The sequence below is a fragment of the Ichthyenterobacterium magnum genome (assembly GCF_003610635.1).
GTDB classification, from domain to species: domain Bacteria; phylum Bacteroidota; class Bacteroidia; order Flavobacteriales; family Flavobacteriaceae; genus Ichthyenterobacterium; species Ichthyenterobacterium magnum.
Genome location: NZ_RAQJ01000002.1, coordinates 73,741 through 95,746 on the forward strand (window position 1 = coordinate 73,741; position 22,006 = coordinate 95,746).

A 22,006-nucleotide genomic window follows, 5' to 3' on the forward strand; every position below is an offset into this window, starting at 1 on the left:
ATTTCTAATCTAAATTTTTAGTTGTAGTTATTTTTATGTCATTTATCTAGTTTAAAAGGTTTTTCAGAATCATATTAAAAAAACTTCAGCCCAAATACAATGGCGTCACTTTGAAAACCGCTTTGATATGAGCGTACATAATCGAGTCTTAAAAATCTAAACTTTCCCCAACCAATATTATCTAGACCAATAGTATATTCTTGATAAGGTTTATTGTCTGGAGTTGCTAATGTATGAGCACCCAGAATGAGATTGAAATTAAGTTTATTTATTAGCGGAATTTTTCCTAAAATAAAACCACTAAAATCATGCTCGGCATGCATTTCTAGATACGAATCGTTTGTACTAGCTGCATAGTAAGGTAGATTATTAAAGACATTTAAGTATGAACCTTCACTAATATGTGTTTGATTACCATTAAAATGTTGATAGTCCATAAAAGCAATATCGTCTGCATTAAAAAACTTACCAGCTCTTATGTTGTATTGTAATCTGCCTTTGTCTGCAACATTAAAACTTTGTCTTAATCTTACTTTTACTTGGTCAAAATCATAATTTGAGTTTGATGCAGAAAATCCTTTTTCATAACCTAAAAATAGTGTAGGATATTTTCCGTTAGGAATATTGTATTTGCTATCTGGATAGCTCAAATAATTTTGAGCAAAGTTTATGCGCGTACTTAAGTTTAATTTTACAATGTTATGGGTTTTAAAAGGAGCAATGCCATATGCTGTTTCGTCTAATGGATTGTTGCTAGTATAGTTTCTATCGTCTTGCGGATACCAAGCTTGGTCTGTTGTATTAAATAGCGCTTTTCTGCGTTCGTAAGCTAGAGTAGAGTATAACCTAAACCCATTAAACAATTCATTTGAGTAAGATACTTGAGCAAAAGCTTTGTCGTAGATTTTTATGTAATTTTTTTCTGCAAATAATGAAAAACTCGTATTGTATGCTTTAGATATTGGGTTACTTGCATTAAATTGTTGTGTAGTCACACCTGCTGAAAGTGTTAAGTATGGATTGTTAATATCGTTAAATTTGTAAGTAGTAGATATGCTTCCTCTTAAACGTTTGTCACTAAAACCATAATTAACAGTTCCTCTTAATGAGATGTAACGTTTGTAATCTTCATCTAAACCTTTTCTGTAATAAGCACCAATGTTTCCATTCCAACCTTGTACCGTATTAAAATTGATGGCAGATATTGGTGAGGTTATACCTGCATTCCAGTTTTTATAAGTATTAGCATAATTATAACCAGATATAATGTTGCCTAATTTAAATTTGTTGTTTTTTGTGTCTATAGAATCTAAATAGACTTGAGACTTTCTAACAACTTGTATACTGTCTTTTTTAATATAGTCTGATATTTCTTCTTGAGTTAAAGGTACTGGCCTTATAGTTTCCCAAAAAGTAGAATCTTTTTTATTGGCTTCATTAGCAAAGGACACTATTTCTCTTCCAAAATCTCTTTTAGAAATCTCAGGATTAAACTCATAATTGCTATATACAGCTGTAAATCTTCCGTCACCTTTAATTCCAAATAGACCATATTTGAAATCTATATTTTGAGAAATGATTGCCCAGATAGTATCATTTTTAGCATAGGAAAAGTTTTGTGTAAGCGTAATCACATCTACTGCAGGAATACGTGCTTGAGTGCCTGTAATGTCTAGTTCTAAAGCGTAGATTGTCCATTGGTCTTCAACAATGTAAATGGTTCCGGAAAAAATGGGGTCGTTTTTTCGTTTCGGAATGACGTTTATTTTATTAATGAGGTTGCCTCTATCATCATAAAATACACCTTCTAATTTATAGCGGTAATAGCCAAATGCATTATTAGCAATTGGAGATATAATTTGATTGCCAAGTTCTACGGTATTATTATAAAAGTTATAATCGACATCTATAGCATTGTTAAAACTAAAACCATTGTCATCACCGCTAACTTTTGAGGCAGTAATTTTTTCTTTTAGCTTGTTTGGTCTTAAAAACTCAATTTTTGAAATGGTTTCTGATAAGTAAATAACACCACTTCTTGTGGAGTCTAAACCACCACCTAAATCACCAATTTCTTGTCCGAGTAATTTTTCTGGAGCATCTTTAATTCTTATTAATCCACGAGAATAAAAATCGGCTTTGTAGGCTTTAATTTTTTCTAAATTCGCTTTGCGTTTAGCAATAGCTTGTCTAATAATTTTGTTTGCAGGATTTTCGTCTGCATTAATAACAACTTCGTTTAATGAGATTTCTTCTTCAGTTAAAGAAGCATTTAATGTATAAGGAAACTGTTCTATAATGACGTCTTTTTTTACTGTTTTGTAACCCAAAAACTGAAAGACAACAGTATATGTTTTTGGTGAAGTAATGTTAAGTTCGTAATTACCTTCTTCATTACTAGTTGTGCCAGTAAATGTGTTTTCTATATAAATATTTACAAACGGAAGCACTTTGTCTTTACTATCTGTAACTGTACCTGTAATTTGAGAAAATGATTGGATACTATATAAAAAGACGATTGTAAGAAGTAGTTTTAGTTTCATGTATAAATAGATGGTTATATTAGTATAGACGTCTTTTTTTATAAAAAGGTTGACTAACAAGTTATCAAACTTAGATATTATTGTAAATAATGAGTGTTAAAGAATCTTAAAGTTAATTGAAACTTTTCTTAATACGAGCCAAATCTCTTTTGTTATCGCGATCTTTCATGGTTTCACGTTTATCGAAAAGCTTTTTTCCTTTTGCTAAAGCAATATCTACTTTTGCAAAACCATTTTCATTAATAAATAAACGTAGCGGAACTATAGCTAAGCCTTTTGCTTGAACATCTTTTTGAAGTTTTTTTAATTCCTTTTTATTCAATAAAAGTTTGCGTTCTGCCTTTGGTCTATGGTTGTAATAATTACCATAAGCATATTCTTCAATGTTCATGTTTATAACAAACAATTCGCCTTTATCATTAAACTCACAAAAGCTTTCAGCAATAGATGCTTTACTATTACGAATAGATTTTATTTCTGTTCCAGTAAGTACAATACCAGCTGTATACTTGTCTAAAATCTCGTATAGAAAGCGTGCTTTTTTGTTTTGTATGTTTATGTTTTTTTGCATGGATGCCAAAGGTAAATAATTTAAGATAACTTTTAGAGCCTCTACCAAAAGTAATCAATAGTTTTACGACTTATTGTAAAAATTTAGACAATGAATCATTTTTTAAAATTTGGAATTTTTAGTGTTTTGTTCTTAGGAATTACTATAAATGGGTTTTCTCAGAAATCTGCTCAAGATATTATAGATAAAGTCATTGAAGTGGCAGGAGGAAAGCTTTATGATAGTTATAATATGGAGTTTGATTTTAGAGACAAGCATTATGTGTCTAAACGTGATAATGGCGTGTTTGAGTATAGCAGAATTGCTAAAACTGATAATGAAAAAGTTGTAATTACTTATGGTAATACTAAACCTTTAAATAAAACTATTAATGGAAAAAATGCATCTGTTACAACCGAAATGTCTTCGAGAATAGAAAATAGTATAAACTCTGTTAACTACTTTGTGCTATTGCCTTATGGATTAAATGACAAAGCTGTTTTTAAAACGTATAAAGGCGAAATATCAATTAAAGGAAAAGAATATTACATGATCCAAGTTACTTTTTCTGAAAATGGAGGCGGAAAAGATTTTGAAGACGTTTATATGTATTGGATTAATAAAGAGACTTTTAAAATTGACTACCTAGCTTATTCTTTTCTTGTAAATGGTGGAGGCATTCGCTTTAGAGAAGCTTACAACGAACGCTATATTAATGGTTTACGTTTTGTAGATTATAACAACTATAAGCCTCAAGATAAAAATATAGAATTAACTAGTTTGTCAAGCCTTTTTGATAATGGAGAATTAAAACTGCTATCAAAAATTGAAACCAAAAATATAAAGTTTAATTAATAACTAATACTTGGTCTGAGGTTTTGCCATCAATTATTGTAATAGTATATAAGTTACCATTATTACTATCGTTAATATCTTTATATTTTTCTTTACCTAAAATTGCGTTTACAAACATTGGTGTTGTATTACTATGGCCAACAATCAAAACGGTTTTCCCTTTAGTAGCATTCATAAAGGTTTTACCATCAATGTTTCTTGGATTGTATAATGTAATGTCTACACTATTTTTTGTTGCAGTTGGTTGTGCGGTTTCTTTTGTTCGGTTATAATCTGTAGAATATACAGCATCAAATTTTACATGCTTTAATATTTTACTCCAATGTTCAGCTCTGTCTTTACCAATTTCTGTTAAATGCGGATTTCTATTGGTTTTATCACTTCTGTCCTTTTCAGCATGACGAATAAAATAATACGTTGTAGTCTCTGTACTTATTTCTTTTTGTGAATGAATTGGTAGTACAGATAGTAATGCAATTACAATTATAACGATATGTTTCATATGGTAATTTCTATTTTGTTAAGTAAGTCATATAGAACATCCAAACTAATCATTTTCTTAGATAAGAAGCACTTTATATATGGGTGTTTTATGCTAAATAAATTGAATGAAATCAAATATAAATAGATTGAAGTGAAACCTATTTAAATATATGTTAAATGTATATATTTAATAACTGTTAGTTTTTACTAATTTTTTGGTAACAATTGCAACACCATTAGAAGTTCCTATTCTATCAACTCCAACATCAATATATTTTAAAGCGGTTTCATAATCTCTAATACCACCAGATGCTTTTATTTTTGCTTTGTCTCTAACTGTTTTTCTTATAATTTTTACAGCAGTAAGTGTTGCTCCACTTTTAGAAAAACCTGTAGATGTTTTTATAAAATTAGCTTTAGCATCTAAACAAATTTCACATGCTTTTATGATTTCATTTTTAGATAATTCACTTATTTCTAAAATGACTTTTAAAGGAATTCTACCAATAGCATTTTTAACATAACTAATATCTTTTAATACCTCAACATAGTTCTTGCTTTTTAAAAAACCAATGTTTAAAACCATATCAATTTCATTAGCGCCTTGCTCTACTGCATTTTTTGCTTCAAAAACTTTTACCTCTGTAGATGTTGCTCCTAAAGGAAATCCGATTACAGTGCATATTTTTACACCTGAACCTTTTAAAAGTTGTTTTGCAAGAGGTATGTACGAGCTATTAATACAAACAGAATAAAATTCATGCAGTTTTGCCTCATTACAAAGATCGATAATATCTCGTTCTGTTGTATTGGGTTTTAATAATGTATGGTCTATGTATGAGTTAACATTCATTGTTTAAGTAGGTTTGTTTTTGTTTATATTCTTGATTTGAAGAAGAATAAAACATTAAATTATTGACGTTTACGTCTAATGTAAATTTTGGGAACTAATAGCAGTTCAAATTTAAGCTTTTCTTTATTAATTTAAATGGAAAAACTTAAATTTTATTGCCTTTTTGCACAGTTTTACACAAAAATTAACAGATTTTGCTGTTTTTTAATTGGTTATGATTTTACTATTGTTGAAGAATTTGCTTTCATTTTTCTTATGTTATTTATTCTTTCTTCAAAAAGTTGTTCTTTTATTTCAATTTTTACACCTTTAAAAAGCGTCATAAGATTTTCTGAATGGGCTTCACGTTGTTGCTTTAGTAAGTTAAAATGTACAAAACCACACCAGATCACAGCTTTTAGTTGGCTTTTATCTTTATTATACATGCGCATCTCTACTTTTAAGTTGCTAGAATCGTAATGTATTAGTTGTGATTCTATGCTAACGGTTTCCATTAACAGAGCTGGCTTTATATATGCTATTTGATTGCTGCTAGACACCCAACTTTTTCCTAATTTCTGTGCCATTGCATACACATCTATGGCATAGTGTTTTATAAGCTGATCTTCACGATGGTTCATAAAGTAATCAATATAATTTCCGTTGTTTAAATGATTAAATGGATCACAATCTTGAAACCTAATTTTTGATTGACTTTCTAGTGTTTTTGGTAACGTATTCATGTTTTTATTGTTTATAATATACCAATTGGTATATTGTTGTTCAAATTTTTTAAGCTTTTATATTGTTATGTATTATTTGGTCAAGTTGGTTCATTGTGTCTTTTAAATAAAACTCATCATCCATAGTATAGGTCATGAAAATAGCGCCTTGAATCATGGTGTCTAGACGTTTTGCAAATTGCATAGCATTTACTTCTGTAGATATTTCACCAGCTTCTATACCTTCTTCTACAATAGTTGCTACTTTATCTTGAATGCGTTCAATTACAATTCGTACATTTTTTAATAATAAAGAGTTCTGATTGTTTGCATCTACTCCAACATTTATAACAGGGCAACCTCCAAGTTGTTTACTATAGTCATAATAATTTCTGTAAAAATCGGTAATCAAAAATAATTTTTGAAGAGGAGAATTACTTAACTTTAAATGTGATGAAATTCTAGACATTAAACTTTTAACATTAAACTTAAATGCTGCAATGGCTAATTCTTCTTTGTTTTTAAAGTTACCATAGATAGCTCCTTTAGTTAATCTAGTAGCATTTGTAATTTCACTCATGCTTGTTGCTGCATATCCATTTTTATTAAAAATAGGCGCAACTATTTCTAAAATATAGTGTTTAGTATGTTCAGATTTTGTTTGCATGAGTGTAAATATATTAAAAATATACCATTTGGTATATTTTGTAATTGCATTTTTATAAATAAAATTTACAAACTATGATTTAAGTCAGTATTTATGATTTCTTGTCGCTTTATTTTTGTAGTAAATATTAAACAATCATATCATGAAAAAAACAATTTTCACAGCATTAATGTTAAGCTTATTTACTTTTGTTAATGCACAAAATGTAGACACTAAAGAAACAACAGACTATAGTAAGTGGCAAGCGCGGTTTAGAATAGTATCGGTTATACCATCACCAGGAGATGATATTGTTGGTGCAGATGTAGATATTTCGACCGCTTATGTGCCAGAATTTGATTTAACGTATTTCTTTAATAAAAATTTAGCTGCTGAATTAATTTTAGCAACTACAAAACATGATGTAGAAATTGAAAATGGAGCAGATTTAGGTCACGTTTGGTTATTACCACCAACACTTAATTTACAATACCATTTTTATGCTAATGAATTTAAGCCTTATGTTGGTGCTGGTATTAATTATACTATATTTTATGGCGTAGACTCAGGCGATGTAAATGATATAGACTATGATAGCTCTGTTGGGTTTTCTTTACAAGCAGGTGTAGATTATAATTTAAACGACAAATGGTTTTTAAATTTAGATATTAAAAAGATTTTATTAAAAACAGATGTTACAGTTAATAATGCTTCAACTTCATCAGAGGTAGAAATAAATCCATTATTAGTTGGAGTAGGTGTTGGCTTAAAGTTCTAAATTTTAAAATAGATTAATAGCATTAAAAAGGTCACTTATGGTGACCTTTTTTGTTTTAAATAGATTGCTTATTCAGCTTTTTATATTTATATAACTATACTTGTAAATTTAGTTTATAAAAAAAGCAACACTTATTTCAATAAAGAAACTCGCATTGCTTTTCAACTAACCAACCAATTAAATGACTGTTTTAAAAGAAATTTGTTACAGCCTACTTAAAATTCTTCTGTTACTAAGTTACCTTGATTTCTAAAAACTAATTCATCATCAAATGCATCTAATAGAATAATGCTATCTGTAGTAACTTTTCCAGCTAATATTTCTTTGCTTAATGCATTTAAGACTTCTTTTTGTATCACCCGTTTTACAGGTCTTGCGCCATACTCTGGCTCATAACCTTTTTCTGCTAAATAAGCTATAGCTTCTTCTGTAGCATCAAATGTAATGCCTTGTTGCGCAATCATTTTTGTGATGCCTTTTAACTGTAAACCAACAATAGCTGCAATGTTGTCTTTGCTTAAAGGCGTAAACATAATGGTGTCGTCTATTCTATTTAAAAATTCTGGTCGTACGCTTTGTTTTAATAAGCCTAACACATCGACTTTTGCAGAATCCATTGCGGCATTTATATCTTTAATTGCTTCAACACGTTCCTGAATTATATGACTTCCCATATTTGAAGTCATAATTATTATTGTGTTTTTAAAATCTGCTATTCGTCCTTTATTGTCTGTTAAGCGTCCTTCATCTAATACTTGTAATAAAATATTAAAAGTATCAGGATGTGCTTTTTCAATTTCATCTAGTAATACAACAGAATATGGTTTGCGTCTAACAGCTTCGGTTAATTGTCCGCCTTCATCATAACCAACGTATCCTGGAGGCGCTCCAACTAATCGACTAACCGAATGACGTTCTTGATATTCACTCATATCAATACGCGTCATAGCATTTTCATCATCAAACAAATATTCAGCTAGTGCTTTTGCTAATTCTGTTTTACCAACGCCAGTTGTACCAAGAAACAAGAATGTTCCTATTGGTTTTTGAGGGTTTTGTAAACCAGCTCTCGAGCGACGTACAGCATCACTAACCGCAACTATGGCTTCGTCTTGACCAACCACACGCTTATGTAATTCGTCTTCAAGTTTTAATAGTTTTTCGCGTTCACTCTGAATCATTTTTGTTACTGGAATACCAGTCCATTTTGCTACAACATCAGCTATATCTTCGTAAGTTACTTCCTCTTTAATTAATGCATTTTCTTGTTGCGCTGCTAATTGTTTTTGGAAACCTTCAAGCGCTTCTGTTGCTTCTTTAATTTTTCCGTAGCGTAATTCTGCTACTTTGCCATAATCACCTTCACGTTCTGCACGTTCTGCTTCTAATTTATAGTTTTCAATATCTTGTTTTGCAATTTGAATATTATCAACTACCTCTTTTTCAGATTTCCATTTGGCATTAATCTCGTTGCGTTCTTCTTTTAGATTGGCTAAGTCAGAACGAAGTGATTTTAACTTGCTTTCGTCTTTTTCACGCTTAATGGCTTCAATTTCAATTTCTAATTGCATAATCTTTCTATCCAGAACATCTAATTCCTCTGGTTTAGAGTTGATTTCCATGCGAAGTTTAGAAGCAGCTTCATCCATTAAGTCAATAGCTTTATCTGGTAAAAACCGGTTTGTAATATATCTGCTAGACAATTCTACAGCACCAATAATTGCTTCATCTTTAATACGAACTTTATGATGTGTTTCGTACTTTTCTTTAATACCACGAAGTATAGAAATTGCACTTTCTGTATCAGGTTCGTCTACCATTACTTTCTGAAAACGACGTTCTAGAGCTTTATCTTTTTCAAAGTATTTTTGATACTCATCTAAAGTTGTAGCACCAATTGCTCGTAGTTCTCCACGAGCTAAAGCTGGCTTTAAAATATTTGCTGCATCCATTGCGCCTTGTCCACCGCCAGCTCCAACAAGTGTGTGGATTTCATCAATAAATAGAACGATATCTCCTTCACTAGTTGTTACTTCTTTTATAACGGCTTTCAAGCGTTCTTCAAATTCACCTTTAAATTTAGCACCAGCGATTAATGCGCCCATATCTAAAGCAAAGATTTGCTTATCTACTAGGTTTTCTGGAATATCTCCATCAATAATTCTGTGAGCCAAACCTTCTGCAATAGCTGTTTTTCCAGTTCCTGGCTCACCAACTAATATTGGATTGTTTTTGGTGCGACGTGATAGAATTTGAAGAATACGCCTTATCTCTTCATCACGACCAATTACGGGATCTAACTTTCCGTCTTTTGCTAATTGGTTTAAGTTTTTAGCATATTTATTTAATGAGTTATATGTGTCTTCTTGACTTTGAGATGTTACACGATCTCCCTTTCTTAGTTCATCAATACTAGCTTTTAGTGCTTTTTCTGTTACGCCTTGGTCTTTTAATATCTGTGCAATTTTACTTTTAGACTTAAAGATAGCCAATAGTAGATGTTCAATAGATACAAAGTCATCGTTCATTTTTTTTGCAATGATTGATGCTTCGTTTAAGCTTTTTCCTGCTTCACGAGATAACATAATATCTGTTCCGCTTACTTTTGGAAAGCTTTCTAGTTCTTTGTCTAGTATTTGTTCTAATAGGCTTGTATTGACATTCAATTTTTTTAAAAGGAATGGTAATACGTTCTCATCAACTTCTAGAATACCTTTAAATAGGTGTTCGTTTTCTATTTGTTGATGACCATAGCTTTGAGCAAGCTGTTGTGCTTGCTGAATTGCTTCTTGTGATTTTATTGTATAGTTATTAAAATTCATATGTTTTTTTCTTTTATGATAGACGTATTTCAATTACCTTACCAATTAATCACAAGAGACATTCTGTCTGTTTTTGTTAGTGGTTAACTGACTTTTCGTCATACTGTAAGATTTTAGAAGTATCACGACTTACTTGTTATAATTATAATAACTATGGGAATTTTAAATAAAATATTTGGGTCTTCGACAGGCTCAGACACCAAAAGTAAAGAAGAAAAGATTTTGCCTTGGATTGCTTTAAATGATTTGCAACAGTTAAAGCATATAGAAAAAAAATCTAATACTAAAACGCAGGTTATTTTTAAACACTCTACACGTTGTGGTATTAGCAAAATGGTAATGAATCAGTTTGTTGATAGTTACGAGTTAACAGAACAGGATTTAGATTTATACTATTTAGACTTGTTAGATTATAGAGATGTGTCAAATGAGGTTGGTTATAAATTTCAAGTAATGCATGAATCTCCGCAACTTTTAGTTATTAAAAATGGAGTAGTGGTTACCCATGCTTCTCATGGAGCAATTAATCAAGTTGATTTAAGTAGGTTTGTTTGAAGGGATTGATGATATACATGTAATAAAAAAACTCCCACATTATTTTATGTGAGAGTTTTTAGTTGCTATCCTCTTAATTGATATGAGTTAATAATATCTTTTAATTTGAGTTTTAAATCTTCTCCAGTATCAAAAACCATTTGAGCATCTGTAGGAAAATGAACTCTTTTGTTATTTAGTAAATTTTTATCATCTCTATGTAATGCTCTTTTATCTCCTCTATATGTAGCATAGTGATGATCAAAAACAAATTCGCTATCTATAGCAAAAGCATCTAGTACTTGATTTGTTTTTATATCGCTATAAACAACATCTGCAATTAGTTGAGTAGACTTAAACTGATTAAACTTAAAGTAACGTGCTCTTACGTTAACAATCTTATCAACTTTAATATCATTGCCTAAACTGTCTTGCATGACATTGCCATTGCTATCGAGTTGATATCTCCAGCCGTCAATAATTTGTCTTTCTCTAAGCAATTGTTTTTCGTATAATTTTTCTGGAGAGATATTAATTCGTTTTAATTGTAATTGCATAGCATAATCATAGTCAATATTTTGATTTTGATTTGCATGATATTCCGTCCAAAATTGATTTAATCCATAAGTGTCAAAATCTAATAAATCGGCTTCTAATCGTTGAGGTATAATTTGGTGTGTATTATTAGTGATACTAACAATAACATGGTCTGTTCCTTTTTGGCGAGCTTCAATTATTAAATCTCTATTCTCTTCAAAATTCGGATTTATGCGTTCTATATATTCAAATATTAAATACGCTTCTCTAGCTTTATATTTATCACCTGCATCTAATAAGGCAATACCTTTATCAATTAAATAATCTGATGTTTTATATCTATAATCGACAATTTCATTTGAATAATCGTTGAACTCAAATGTAATTTGTTTACCATCTACTTGTAATGGTAATACTGGTTTAATTGCATTTTGACGTGCATTTAAATTCATATATACTTCATAAATAGTTTTATATTGCTCAGGATTACCATCCTTTTTTAGGTGCGCTATACTTTTTAAATCATGTTCAACAACTTTGTAGTATGCATCTTGCAACATAACAATAAACTGTTGTTTTCGTTTTTTGTCTTTGTTGTTTTCTAATTTCTTTAAAGCCTTAGTTATAGCCTGATCGTAATTTCCAGAGTATAATGCTTTTTCAATTTGTTGTTTCCCACCACAAGATACGAGTACTGAGAAAAGGACTGTAAGGAGTAGTAATTTCTTCATAATCTTGTATTTTAATTAATAGATATTAATTGAAATTCAATTATGATGCCAAACTTCGACAGACTCAGTTTCCAATTCTTAATAAATTTATTTATTAAGGTTTTGTGTGTAGTTTTTAGATAAGCTAGGAAGCTTATAATTTTTATTATTGATCAAAGCTTCTTTCTTTTTTCGACTCCAACCTTGAATTTGTTTTTCTCTATAAAAAGCTTCATCAATTCTAGAATATTCTTCGTGATACACTAATTTTATAGGAAGATACTTTTTAGTATGTTTAGCACCTTCACCACTTAGGTGTTGTAACAGTCTCTCTTTTAAATTTATTGTGCTACCAGTATAATAGCTACCATTCGAACATTCTAAAATGTACATGAAACCGATTGGCATATTATTAATTTTGAGGTTTACCTAATCAAATTTTGGTAGCTGAGCTTGTCGGTAGCTGAGCTTGTCGGTAGCTGAGCTTGTCGAAGCTACTTTTTCTTTTTTGGATTGTAAATAGGAAGTAACTCTGTAGAAACTTCACCAAAACCTATTCGAGTTCCGTCATTTTCACAGTAACCTCTCATGATAACCGTATCATTATCATTAATAAATTTTCGTTCTGTTCCATCTTTCATCTTTAAAGGTTTTTCACCTCTCCATGTAAGCTCTAACATAGAACCATATGAGTCTGGAGTTGCGCCAGAAATAGTGCCACTTCCCATCATATCGCCAGAGTTTACAGGACAACCATTAACTGTATGATGTGCCAACTGTTGTACCATGTTCCAGTACATATATTTAAAGTTTGATTTACTTACCGTAGTTTCTTTAGCACCTTTTGGTTTAATCGCTACTTCTAAGTTAATATCATAACTCTTTTTTCCTTTGTATTGTAAATAAGGTAATTGTGGTTTTTTTGGTTTAGGACTTTCAACTCTATATGGCTCTAAAGCATCAAGAGTAACAATCCAAGGAGAAATACACGATGCAAAACTTTTAGCAAGAAAAGGCCCTAATGGTACGTATTCCCATTTTTGAATATCTCTTGCAGACCAATCATTAAACAATACTAATCCAAAAATATATTCTTCGGCTTCATCAATAGGAATTGGTTCTCCTAAATCGTTAGCATCAGTTGTGATAAACGCCATTTCTAATTCAAAGTCCACTAATTTTGAAGGTCCAAAAACAGGCTCTGTAGCACCAGCAGGAAGCGTTTGTCCTTGTGGTCTGTGAATAGGAATTCCTGATGGGATTATAGAGCTACTTCTACCATGATAACCAACTGGAATATGTAACCAGTTTGGTAATAGAGCATTATTTGGGTCTCTAAACATTGTCCCAACATTAGTTGCATGTTCTATGCTCGAATAAAAATCTGTGTAATCACCAATTTCTACTGGCAATTGCATTTCAATTTCATCTAATCTAAAGCAAACAATTTCTTTATGTTTTGTGTTATTTTTTAAGGTTGAGTTAGTACTGTCAAAAATTTCAGCGATTCTATTTCTTACCAAACGCCAAGTTTTTCTACCGTCAGCAATAAAATCATTTAATGTGTCTTGTAGGAAGATATCATCAGTTAAGGGTATACCTTTAAAATAACCTAATTGATGCAATGCACCAAGGTCAATGGCAGTATCTCCAATCCTGGTTCCGATAGTAATAATATCATCACGTGTTAAAAACACTCCAAAAGGTATGTTTTGTATTGGGAAATCAGAATTTTTATCGACGTGCAACCACGATGTTCTATCTGGATTATTGGCTGATAATGGCATAACTATATTGTGTTGAGTTGTTTTTAATTTCTATTCAAACCTACATATTTTTTTTATTCTAAAAGCAAAAAATGATTAAAATTATATTCATTTTAACTGTTGATAACATGCTAATAAATGAGTAAGTAAAAATATATTTTAGAATCTATTTAACTAATGTATTTATTATTTTTGAAAAAACTTAACAAACATTAAATTATATGCAACGTGATCAACAAATTTTCGAGCTTATTGAAGCTGAAAAAGAAAGACAATTACATGGTTTAGAACTTATAGCTTCAGAGAATTTTGTTAGTGACCAAGTAATGGAAGCTGCAGGATCAGTTTTAACAAATAAATATGCTGAAGGTTATCCTGGAAAGCGTTATTATGGCGGTTGTGAAATTGTAGATGAAGTTGAGCAAATTGCAATTGATAGAGCAAAAGCCTTATTTGGTGCTTCTTGGGTAAATGTACAACCGCATTCTGGAAGTCAAGCAAATACAGCAGTTTTTGCAGCGTGTTTAAAACCAGGAGATAAAATATTAGGTTTCGACTTATCACATGGCGGACATTTAACTCATGGTTCTCCAGTTAATTTTTCAGGGAAATTATATAATCCTGTGTTTTATGGTGTAGATGAAGAGAATGGTCTTATTAATTATGATAAGATGGAAACCATTGCTAAAGCCGAAATGCCTAAACTAATTATTGCAGGAGCTTCAGCATATTCACGCGATATGGATTTTAAGCGTTTTAGAAAAATTGCTGATAGTGTTGGCGCACTTTTAATGGCAGATATATCGCATCCAGCTGGTTTGATAGCTAAAGGCATTATGAATGACCCAATTCCGCATTGTCATGTAGTAACAACAACTACTCATAAAACCTTGCGTGGTCCAAGAGGAGGAATGATTATAATGGGAGAAGATTTTGATAACCCATTTGGTTTAAAATTAAAGAATGGAAACCTGCGAAAAATGTCATCTTTATTTGACTCTGCAGTTTTTCCTGGAAATCAAGGTGGACCATTAGAGCATATTATTGCAGCTAAAGCTATTGCTTTTGGTGAAGCTCTTACAGATAAATATATGCATTATATGTTACAAGTAAAACGTAATGCAGCAGCTATGGCTATGGCATTTGTAGATAGAGGTTATCATATTATTTCTGATGGAACAGATAACCATATGATGCTAATAGATTTACGAAACAAAAATATTACAGGTAAAGATGCAGAGCAGGCTTTAGTAAAAGCAGATATTACTGTAAATAAAAACATGGTTCCTTTTGATGATAAATCACCTTTTGTAACCTCAGGGATTCGTGTAGGAACACCAGCAATTACAACTAGAGGTTTAAAAGAAGAGGATATGGATACTATTGTTGGTTTTATTGATGATGTTATTACTAATTATGAAGATGAAACTAAGTTAGCAGCTATTGCAACAAAAGTAAATACGATGATGAAAGATTTGCCATTGTTTGTTGCTTAAAAAGAATACTATTAATAAAAAAGGCTTAGAAATTTTTCTAAGCCTTTTTTTGTTAATCTTCAAAAGTTATATGTTGATAGGCTCCTAAGTCTGGTGAAGTTATTCTGCTTGTGTTTAGAATATCAAACGGAACTTGATTAGCGTAAAAGTCATATAAATTATTTCCTAAATTATTTGCTGCAGAATCATCTCCAATCATTAACATGTTTTCAAAGCCATCTTTAAAATCTGGATCTTCGTTTAATATAATGTTTGCAAAATGCATACTATCTGTAAAGTCTATTGGGTTTGTATTACTTTGATAACGTATTAAATTGTTTGTAAACATGTAGTTAAAAGCGCTTCCGTTGTTCTCATCTAAGAGTAATTCTGCATTATCATTTCCGTAGATGATACAATTATTAAAGTTTGCTTGCTCTAAGGTGTTACTAATTGGTGTACCATTTTCATCTAGCACGTAGTTATTTAAAAACACAGAAGGGAATTGCCTAAAACTAGTATTCCAGTAATTTGCTAGTGTGCAATGTGTAAAATTGTATTTACCGCCTAAAGTACCAGCAAAAGAGGATTGTCCAGAATTATTTATGACAACATTTTCTCCGCTTATAGAAGTTGCTCTGCCTAAAATTCCAAAATTACTTGAGTTATATATCTGTGAATTTGTAATGGTTAACTTATCATCAATTGCATCTTGATTGCCTTCGCATAAAATACCAACTGAGGCATTTTTAATGGTTGCATAATTAATATCATTATCAACACTGCCAACAAATAACCAAATGGTTCCCCATTGTCCAGGTATATTAGAAAACAAATCTTCAAGGCGATCACCTTCAAAAATAACTTCGTTTTCTAAAAGATCTTGGTCATTACTTAATTCGCCATTAACTTTTAAAGATGCGTTATTAGTAACAATTAAACCAGAATTTGCATGAAAATGCACTCTTGCTCCAGCTTCAATGGTTAGTGTTTCTCCTTCATTTACAGCTGCATAACCATAAATCACATAAGGTTTTTCATTGGTAAAAGTAAGTTCACTTGTTTCTAAAAAACGCCCTTGTATATTAGTTTCATCTTGGGTTCCATCACCATCAACATCAAAAGTGAGCGTTTCTATTATTCCTGTAGTATCGTCTCTATTTGGATAAATAAATATCGCATCTTTAACTAAAGTAACAAGCTCTACTTTTTGTTGATTTGCACCAGTATCAAATTCTATGGCGTCTGTGTATAAAAATTGAGTTTCAGAATTGGTTAAATCTTGAATATCAATTGTTGTTTCAACAAAAATAAACATACTGTCTTTTGCTAAAAGCTCAATGTTTTCAAACTCTTTACCAGCTAAACCATCAACATTTAATCTGTAATTAGAAGCTTGACCTTCACCTAATCTAACTGTAGGAATAACAATATCATTATCACTTCTATTATAAACTTTAAGGTTGTATGTACTAGATCCAATGTCTGTAAAAACAGTGTCTAAATAAACAGTGTCTTTAGAAAACTCTAAAGTTCCTGTACTTGGATCAAACTCAAAGTCTTTTCTACAAGAACTCCAAAGGACTAAAATTGAAAGCGTAAGTATAAAGGATAAGACTCTTTTCATGTGTTTTGTTTATTGCTTTTAAAGGTCGCACGCTGTTCGCTATAATCATTTTACTTAATGATAAAACTTTTAGCACGCTTGTTTCATGTAATATTGAATTCTATTTAAGGCAAAAAATATTTAATGCGTTTCAAGTGTTAAAAATATAACTTTTGAAAGCATTATTTAGTATGATTACTATTATTTTTAATTGTGTTTTTTTGGTAAAATGAAGAAGTGGTTTTTATTTTTCTGTAATTTCTACTTCAAAAACCTTATCCCAGCGTTTTCCAGTTACGAAAACGGTTTTTGTTTCAGGGTTGTAAGCAATGCCATTTAAAACATCTAAACCTTGATGTTGTGTTACTAGTTTTTTAAGTGGAGAAAAATCAATAACACCTTCAATTGCACCATTTACTGGATTAATAATTGCGACACCATTTTTTTGATATCTGTTAACATATATCTTACCATTAACCCATTCCATTTCATTAAGTCCTATGATTTTTCCTTTATTAGTATAGGCTTGAATTTTAGATTCTTCTGCCTGAGTGTCTGGATTTAATAACCATATGTTTTCGGTACCGTCGCTTTTGTATAATTGTCTCCCGTCATTACAGATTCCCCAACCTTCTTTACTTTGGCCATATTTAAAGCTGCCAGTTTTTTCTAAAGAATTTACATCATAAACAAAACCAGTATTTTCTTGCCATGTTAATTGGTATATCTTATCATTTAAAACTGTTAAGCCTTCGCCAAAATATTGCCTAGTTAAATTTACATTCTGTATAATGTTTCCTGTTTTGTAATCTACTTTTCTCAATTTTGATTCTCCATATTGACCTGTACTTTCATATAAATCACCGTTGTAAAATTCTAATCCTTGAGTATATGAAGTAATATCGTGAGGGTATTCATTCACAATTTTGTAAGTGTATATTTTTGGTGGATTATTATTTAATATGGTGATTTTTGTAGACTTTTCTTCTGATGCGTCATTATAATGTATAGTAGCTGTTAAGTTATGCACACCTAGTTTTAGGTTTTCTACTACAAAACTATCAGATACGTTTTTACCATCAATTTTATAGGTAACAGAAGTGATAGCTTTTTTATTTGGGTTTTTTATGGACAGATTAAGCGTTTCTCCTATAGCTACTGAATTATTTTTAGCATTAGTTTTAATTGAAAAATTGTTTTTTACAGCATTAGATGTGTTACCACAAGTCAATAATAACAGACTTAACATTGTGATTATAAAAAACTTAAACATTGAAACCATTCTTAATAATTTTTGAGCAATATATTTATTAAAATTCAGTTTAAAAAAACATTGTGAAAATATTAAAAGATTGTATCTTTGCAGCCGGCAAGTCCTACACAACCAGCTCCTGTTGAATCCTCCAGGGCGGGAACGCAGCAAAGGTAAGCGGTCGTAGCGGTGTGATGTAGGTAGCTTGCCTTTTTTTGTACCCTATATTTTCCTTTTTAAGTTGTATTTTTGAACACTAATTTTTCTTAAAACATGTCTAAAGTAATATTAATTACAGGTGGTTCTTCTGGAATAGGTAAATCTATTGGTGAGTTTTTATTCAAAAAAGGGTTTACGGTTTATGGTACAAGCAGAAATCCTAAAAATCATGCTAATTCAATATTTCCTTTAATTGCCTTAGATGTTTCAGATGTTGAATCTATTGAAAATGCTATCGTTTCTGTTGTTAAGCAATCGGGAAGACTTGATGTGGTAATTAATAATGCTGGAGCAGGAATTACTGGTCCTTTAGAAGAAATTCCTAATGAGGAAATACGAAGAAATTTTGAGACTAACCTTTTTGGACCTATTAATGTCATTAAATCTGTTTTGCCACAAATGCGCAAGCAAAACTCTGGGTTAATTATTAATGTTACATCAATAGCTGGATATATGGGCCTGCCATATCGTGGTATTTATAGCGCAAGCAAAGGTGCTTTAGAGTTGATAACTGAAGCTTTTAGAATGGAAATTAAGAGTTTCAATATAAAGATGACTAATGTTGCGCCTGGAGATTTTGCAACTAATATTGCTGCGGGTCGTTATCATGCGCCTGTAAAAGATAATTCGCCCTATAAAAAATCTTACGGAAATTCATTAAAATTAATGGATGAACATGTAGATCAAGGTATGGATCCAAAGCATATGGCAGAAGCTGTTTTTAAAATTATTAATACTAAAAACCCAAAAATTCATTATAAGGTTGGAGAGTTTATGCAAAAATTCTCAATAGTTTTAAAACGTATTCTACCAGATAAAATTTATGAGAAATTATTGCTTAATCACTATAAGCTATAATATAACTTGGTACGTTATTTGATAATTAGTTTTGAAACTAATAATCATGAAAAAGCCTCTACTTTTTTTATTGACACTTTCCTTTTTTGTATTTACTAGCTGTGATGATATTATTGATTGTATAATCAATGTAAGACCAGAACTACCAGATAAGACTTTTGAAATTGGTTATGTAAATGAGTTTTATTACCAAGATATAAGAGCAGAAATTAAGAATGAGCCACGCGACGATGATTATGCGTACTATTTTGATGATATTACAAACTTGCCTGATGGCTTAGAAATGTTTGTAGATCATAGAACTATATATATTGAAGGAATTCCTCAAACTTCTGGCAGTTATACATTTACAGTCTATTTGTATGTGGATCCTCCAGTATATTATGATTACGATACAGATACGTATGAAGATTCATTATGCTCAGATTCAACTTCTAAAACCTATACAATAATTATCAACTAAATTTCACTTTAATAGTTTTGTTGATATGTTTTAATTAAAAAATAGATTTAAAAGTATCTTAAAATTGTAAATTCGCAACATATTTTAAAACACAACTTAATAAAAATATAAAGATGAAATTTTTTATTGATACAGCTAATCTAGCTCAAATTAAAGAAGCACAAGAACTAGGCATATTAGATGGCGTAACAACTAATCCGTCATTAATGGCTAAAGAAGGTATTACAGGGACTAACAATATTTTAAAACATTATGTAGACATTTGTAATATTGTAGATGGCGATGTAAGTGCTGAGGTTATAGCTACAGATTTTGAAGGCATGGTAAGAGAAGGTGAGGCTTTAGCAGATTTACATGACCAAATTGTTGTTAAACTACCAATGATTAAAGATGGAATTAAAGCTTGTAAATATTTTAGTGATAAAGGCATTAAAACTAACGTAACATTAGTTTTTTCTCCAGGACAAGCATTGTTAGCAGCAAAAGCAGGAGCAACATATGTATCTCCATTTATTGGTCGGTTAGATGATATCTCTACAGATGGTTTAAATCTAATAGCAGAAATACGAATGATATATGATAATTATGGTTTTGATACAGAAATTTTAGCAGCTTCTGTTCGTCATACGATGCATGTTATTGATTGTGCAAAATTAGGAGCAGATGTTATGACTGGACCATTAAGTTCTATAGTAGGATTGTTAAAACATCCATTAACAGATATAGGGTTAGAAAAGTTTTTAGCAGATTATAAAAAAGGGAATTAATCTTTTGTAATATATAATTAAGCTCTTAAGTAATTTTATTTAAGAGCTTTTTTGTTTTTGGCTAATAAATTTTCAAGTTCTATACCTAAATCTTCACTAAAAAGATTAGTATTAGAGTTTATGATTTTTGCTTTTGCATCAACAATAATAGCTTTAGAAGAGAATTCAAGCGCAAGCTTTTTAAAAGCAACATTAGGGTTTTTAAGCTTGTATTCATTTTTTACAGAGTACTTAAATTGCTTTAGCGTTTTTTTCCAATAATTTAGGTCTGTATCATTCATGTTAATAGCTATAAAATTAACATCTGGATATTTTTCTTTTAACTCCTTAGCTGCATAGTGACTGTTTCTATAATGCATTTTAAAATTTGATGACCAAAAATAGATGACAGTTGGTTGCTTTATTACAGAACTCAGACTAATTGTATTATTACCAAAATCTAGAATTTCAACATAAGGAAGCTTATTTCCGGGTGTTAAATTACTCATAGATTCTACAAGCCTTTTAATGTGACTCTCACTTTTTTTATTTGTGTTTTTTTCTAAATATGAGTTCAATAGCTTATTAGATTCATCATTGTTTTTGCTATTAAAAATAAACTCTCTAGCATGATGCTCTAATAAATAATTTTTTATAGTCTCATCTTCAACAAGTGTATCAATTAGATTTAGCTTTTCTAAATTATAGTCTAAAGACATACGATTAAAATCGTGATGGTCATGGCTGTTTTTGTAATAATTTTTTAAAGCAAGATTACTAAAGTGCCAAAAAAGGAATCTGTTATATGGAGCTAAATTAGTTAGCTCATTATCATTATAATCTATTTCACTTCTAAAATCATAAAAGCCATCTGGAAGATCTTTAAAATGAACTAGCTGTTTTTTTCCGTAATAACCAAACGGATAAATTTCTTTATAGGTATAGTAATTATAGTTAATGTTGGCTTTGGCTATTTTTTTAAAAAAATCTGAACTAGGGATTTTATCTAAAAACAGTTCAAGGTTATTTAGTTTACTAGTCTTAACAGAATCAATAAGAGTTTCAAATAGTTCAGGCTCTAGTGTATTGTATTTAATGATTTTTTTGTTGGCTTTCTCGTCTCTTAAAAAAGATTTTATTAAAAAGTTGTTTTTCTTAGAGCCTTTTCCTGTAAAAACTAGAGATTCATCAAAGGCATTCGTATTTAACCTAATTAATAAACTATCGTTTGGTTCTAAAACCATCATTTGATACTCACCACCATGAGCAAATGTGTACATACCTGCTCCTAGGTTTTTTATTTTATGATGAAATCTATTTTTAGAATCTAAGTAAAGTGTATCCATTTTAGCAGATTTACCGCTAATTATAACATAGTTGTTGTTTGGGTTTATAATTACACCACCAAAATATGTGAAACCACTATCTTCAGTAGTTTTATCTTTACAACCTATAAGGGAAAGAGCCGTTAACAAAGTAACTATGTAAAGTTTCATATTTATAACTATAATGTAGGCTAAAGTAAGTTTCTATAACAAAAATAGAACTTGAAACGTATAAGTCTTGTTAATACGCTGTTAAATATTACTAAGACCTTTATTTATTTCCT

The 22,006-nt window shown here is 30.5% G+C and carries 20 protein-coding genes and 1 other RNA gene; 8 read left to right on the top strand and 13 right to left on the bottom strand.

Annotated features, from left to right (window positions below; translation table 11 throughout):
* Positions 1 to 74: 74 nt before the first annotated feature.
* Positions 75 to 2,543 (bottom strand): DUF5686 and carboxypeptidase regulatory-like domain-containing protein, encoded by a 2,469-nt coding sequence (locus tag BXY80_RS06375; protein WP_120200439.1) that lies wholly within the window; start codon positions 2,541 to 2,543, stop codon positions 75 to 77.
* A gap of 112 nt (positions 2,544 to 2,655) precedes the next feature.
* Positions 2,656 to 3,114 carry an SsrA-binding protein SmpB gene (smpB, locus tag BXY80_RS06380; protein ID WP_120200820.1) on the bottom strand — a complete coding sequence of 153 codons (459 nt, stop codon included), beginning with the start codon at positions 3,112 to 3,114 and terminating at the stop codon, positions 2,656 to 2,658.
* A gap of 90 nt (positions 3,115 to 3,204) precedes the next feature.
* On the opposite strand from smpB, the gene BXY80_RS06385 reads away from it, so the two are divergent.
* Positions 3,205 to 3,948, top strand: a complete 744-nt coding sequence (locus tag BXY80_RS06385) for a DUF6503 family protein (RefSeq protein WP_245977192.1) — start codon at positions 3,205 to 3,207, stop codon at positions 3,946 to 3,948.
* Here BXY80_RS06385 and BXY80_RS06390 read toward each other — a convergent pair.
* The 4 genes from BXY80_RS06390 to BXY80_RS06405 all read right to left on the bottom strand — a co-directional run bounded on the left by BXY80_RS06390 (position 3,941) and on the right by BXY80_RS06405 (position 6,652).
* Positions 3,941 to 4,450 (bottom strand): SixA phosphatase family protein, encoded by a 510-nt coding sequence (locus tag BXY80_RS06390; protein ID WP_120200440.1) that lies wholly within the window; start codon positions 4,448 to 4,450, stop codon positions 3,941 to 3,943. The genes BXY80_RS06385 and BXY80_RS06390 overlap by 8 nt on opposite strands.
* Before the next feature lie 168 nt (positions 4,451 to 4,618).
* Positions 4,619 to 5,284: a deoxyribose-phosphate aldolase gene (gene deoC, locus BXY80_RS06395; protein WP_120200441.1), complete on the bottom strand. Its 666-nt coding sequence runs from the start codon at positions 5,282 to 5,284 to the stop codon at positions 4,619 to 4,621.
* A 212-nt stretch (positions 5,285 to 5,496) separates the two neighbouring features.
* Positions 5,497 to 6,006 carry an acyl-CoA thioesterase gene (locus tag BXY80_RS06400; RefSeq protein ID WP_120200442.1) on the bottom strand — a complete coding sequence of 170 codons (510 nt, stop codon included), beginning with the start codon at positions 6,004 to 6,006 and terminating at the stop codon, positions 5,497 to 5,499.
* Positions 6,007 to 6,055: 49 nt separating this feature from the next.
* On the bottom strand, positions 6,056 to 6,652 hold the full coding sequence (locus BXY80_RS06405) for a TetR/AcrR family transcriptional regulator (protein WP_120200443.1): 597 nt from the start codon (positions 6,650 to 6,652) through the stop codon (positions 6,056 to 6,058).
* Between the two features lie 142 nt (positions 6,653 to 6,794).
* On the opposite strand from BXY80_RS06405, the gene BXY80_RS06410 reads away from it, so the two are divergent.
* A complete protein-coding gene (locus tag BXY80_RS06410; protein WP_120200444.1) occupies positions 6,795 to 7,409 on the top strand; it encodes an OmpW/AlkL family protein in 615 nt (204 codons plus the stop codon).
* Positions 7,410 to 7,624: 215 nt separating this feature from the next.
* Here the strand turns inward: BXY80_RS06410 and clpB are convergent, their stop codons facing one another.
* Entirely contained in the window at positions 7,625 to 10,231 is a 2,607-nt protein-coding gene (clpB, locus tag BXY80_RS06415; protein WP_120200445.1) for an ATP-dependent chaperone ClpB, read from the bottom strand.
* 153 nt (positions 10,232 to 10,384) lie between these two features.
* Between clpB and ytxJ the strand changes: the two genes are divergently transcribed.
* Positions 10,385 to 10,786 carry a bacillithiol system redox-active protein YtxJ gene (ytxJ, locus tag BXY80_RS06420; RefSeq protein WP_120200446.1) on the top strand — a complete coding sequence of 134 codons (402 nt, stop codon included), beginning with the start codon at positions 10,385 to 10,387 and terminating at the stop codon, positions 10,784 to 10,786.
* 65 nt (positions 10,787 to 10,851) lie between these two features.
* On the opposite strand, the gene BXY80_RS06425 is transcribed toward ytxJ, so the two are convergent.
* From BXY80_RS06425 to fahA, 3 genes are all read right to left on the bottom strand, one after another.
* Entirely contained in the window at positions 10,852 to 12,033 is a 1,182-nt protein-coding gene (locus tag BXY80_RS06425) for a hypothetical protein (RefSeq protein WP_245977195.1), read from the bottom strand.
* An 87-nt stretch (positions 12,034 to 12,120) separates the two neighbouring features.
* Entirely contained in the window at positions 12,121 to 12,420 is a 300-nt protein-coding gene (locus BXY80_RS06430) for a GIY-YIG nuclease family protein (RefSeq protein ID WP_120200447.1), read from the bottom strand.
* An 86-nt stretch (positions 12,421 to 12,506) separates the two neighbouring features.
* Positions 12,507 to 13,799 (bottom strand): fumarylacetoacetase, encoded by a 1,293-nt coding sequence (gene fahA, locus BXY80_RS06435; RefSeq protein ID WP_120200448.1) that lies wholly within the window; start codon positions 13,797 to 13,799, stop codon positions 12,507 to 12,509.
* Positions 13,800 to 13,999: 200 nt separating this feature from the next.
* Between fahA and glyA the strand changes: the two genes are divergently transcribed.
* Positions 14,000 to 15,274, top strand: a complete 1,275-nt coding sequence (gene glyA, locus BXY80_RS06440) for a serine hydroxymethyltransferase (protein ID WP_120200449.1) — start codon at positions 14,000 to 14,002, stop codon at positions 15,272 to 15,274.
* A gap of 52 nt (positions 15,275 to 15,326) precedes the next feature.
* Here glyA and BXY80_RS06445 read toward each other — a convergent pair whose 3' ends face one another.
* Both BXY80_RS06445 and BXY80_RS06450 read right to left on the bottom strand, forming a co-directional pair.
* Positions 15,327 to 16,880, bottom strand: coding sequence for a hypothetical protein (locus BXY80_RS06445; protein ID WP_120200450.1), 1,554 nt, complete (start codon positions 16,878 to 16,880; stop codon positions 15,327 to 15,329).
* Positions 16,881 to 17,103: 223 nt separating this feature from the next.
* Positions 17,104 to 18,132, bottom strand: coding sequence for a glutaminyl-peptide cyclotransferase (locus BXY80_RS06450; protein ID WP_245977196.1), 1,029 nt, complete (start codon positions 18,130 to 18,132; stop codon positions 17,104 to 17,106).
* 94 nt (positions 18,133 to 18,226) lie between these two features.
* On the opposite strand from BXY80_RS06450, the gene ffs reads away from it, so the two are divergent.
* The 4 genes from ffs to fsa all read left to right on the top strand — a co-directional run bounded on the left by ffs (position 18,227) and on the right by fsa (position 20,418).
* An RNA gene (gene ffs, locus BXY80_RS06455) (signal recognition particle sRNA small type) lies at positions 18,227 to 18,325 on the top strand.
* 59 nt (positions 18,326 to 18,384) lie between these two features.
* On the top strand, positions 18,385 to 19,188 hold the full coding sequence (locus BXY80_RS06460; protein WP_120200452.1) for an SDR family oxidoreductase: 804 nt from the start codon (positions 18,385 to 18,387) through the stop codon (positions 19,186 to 19,188).
* A gap of 46 nt (positions 19,189 to 19,234) precedes the next feature.
* Positions 19,235 to 19,651, top strand: a complete 417-nt coding sequence (locus tag BXY80_RS06465) for a hypothetical protein (RefSeq protein ID WP_120200453.1) — start codon at positions 19,235 to 19,237, stop codon at positions 19,649 to 19,651.
* Between the two features lie 113 nt (positions 19,652 to 19,764).
* Positions 19,765 to 20,418 carry a fructose-6-phosphate aldolase gene (gene fsa / locus BXY80_RS06470; RefSeq protein ID WP_120200454.1) on the top strand — a complete coding sequence of 218 codons (654 nt, stop codon included), beginning with the start codon at positions 19,765 to 19,767 and terminating at the stop codon, positions 20,416 to 20,418.
* Between the two features lie 35 nt (positions 20,419 to 20,453).
* Here the strand turns inward: fsa and BXY80_RS06475 are convergent, their stop codons facing one another.
* Positions 20,454 to 21,893, bottom strand: a complete 1,440-nt coding sequence (locus BXY80_RS06475; protein ID WP_120200455.1) for a TlpA family protein disulfide reductase — start codon at positions 21,891 to 21,893, stop codon at positions 20,454 to 20,456.
* Between the last annotated feature and the right edge of the window lie 113 nt (positions 21,894 to 22,006).

Coding starts and splice junctions, on each gene's coding strand:
- BXY80_RS06405 (WP_120200443.1), bottom strand. CDS start 6,652: ATGCAAACAAAATCTGAACATACTAAACACTATATTTTAGAAATAGTT.
- BXY80_RS06475 (WP_120200455.1), bottom strand. CDS start 21,893: ATGAAACTTTACATAGTTACTTTGTTAACGGCTCTTTCCCTTATAGGT.
- BXY80_RS06390 (WP_120200440.1), bottom strand. CDS start 4,450: ATGAAACATATCGTTATAATTGTAATTGCATTACTATCTGTACTACCA.
- BXY80_RS06400 (WP_120200442.1), bottom strand. CDS start 6,006: ATGAATACGTTACCAAAAACACTAGAAAGTCAATCAAAAATTAGGTTT.
- BXY80_RS06410 (WP_120200444.1), top strand. CDS start 6,795: ATGAAAAAAACAATTTTCACAGCATTAATGTTAAGCTTATTTACTTTT.
- glyA (WP_120200449.1), top strand. CDS start 14,000: ATGCAACGTGATCAACAAATTTTCGAGCTTATTGAAGCTGAAAAAGAA.
- fahA (WP_120200448.1), bottom strand. CDS start 13,799: ATGCCATTATCAGCCAATAATCCAGATAGAACATCGTGGTTGCACGTC.
- BXY80_RS06460 (WP_120200452.1), top strand. CDS start 18,385: ATGTCTAAAGTAATATTAATTACAGGTGGTTCTTCTGGAATAGGTAAA.
- BXY80_RS06430 (WP_120200447.1), bottom strand. CDS start 12,420: ATGCCAATCGGTTTCATGTACATTTTAGAATGTTCGAATGGTAGCTAT.
- BXY80_RS06375 (WP_120200439.1), bottom strand. CDS start 2,543: ATGAAACTAAAACTACTTCTTACAATCGTCTTTTTATATAGTATCCAA.
- BXY80_RS06465 (WP_120200453.1), top strand. CDS start 19,235: ATGAAAAAGCCTCTACTTTTTTTATTGACACTTTCCTTTTTTGTATTT.
- clpB (WP_120200445.1), bottom strand. CDS start 10,231: ATGAATTTTAATAACTATACAATAAAATCACAAGAAGCAATTCAGCAA.
- deoC (WP_120200441.1), bottom strand. CDS start 5,284: ATGAATGTTAACTCATACATAGACCATACATTATTAAAACCCAATACA.
- BXY80_RS06385 (WP_245977192.1), top strand. CDS start 3,205: ATGAATCATTTTTTAAAATTTGGAATTTTTAGTGTTTTGTTCTTAGGA.
- fsa (WP_120200454.1), top strand. CDS start 19,765: ATGAAATTTTTTATTGATACAGCTAATCTAGCTCAAATTAAAGAAGCA.
- BXY80_RS06425 (WP_245977195.1), bottom strand. CDS start 12,033: ATGAAGAAATTACTACTCCTTACAGTCCTTTTCTCAGTACTCGTATCT.
- smpB (WP_120200820.1), bottom strand. CDS start 3,114: ATGCAAAAAAACATAAACATACAAAACAAAAAAGCACGCTTTCTATAC.
- BXY80_RS06450 (WP_245977196.1), bottom strand. CDS start 18,132: ATGTTTAAGTTTTTTATAATCACAATGTTAAGTCTGTTATTATTGACT.
- BXY80_RS06445 (WP_120200450.1), bottom strand. CDS start 16,880: ATGAAAAGAGTCTTATCCTTTATACTTACGCTTTCAATTTTAGTCCTT.
- ytxJ (WP_120200446.1), top strand. CDS start 10,385: ATGGGAATTTTAAATAAAATATTTGGGTCTTCGACAGGCTCAGACACC.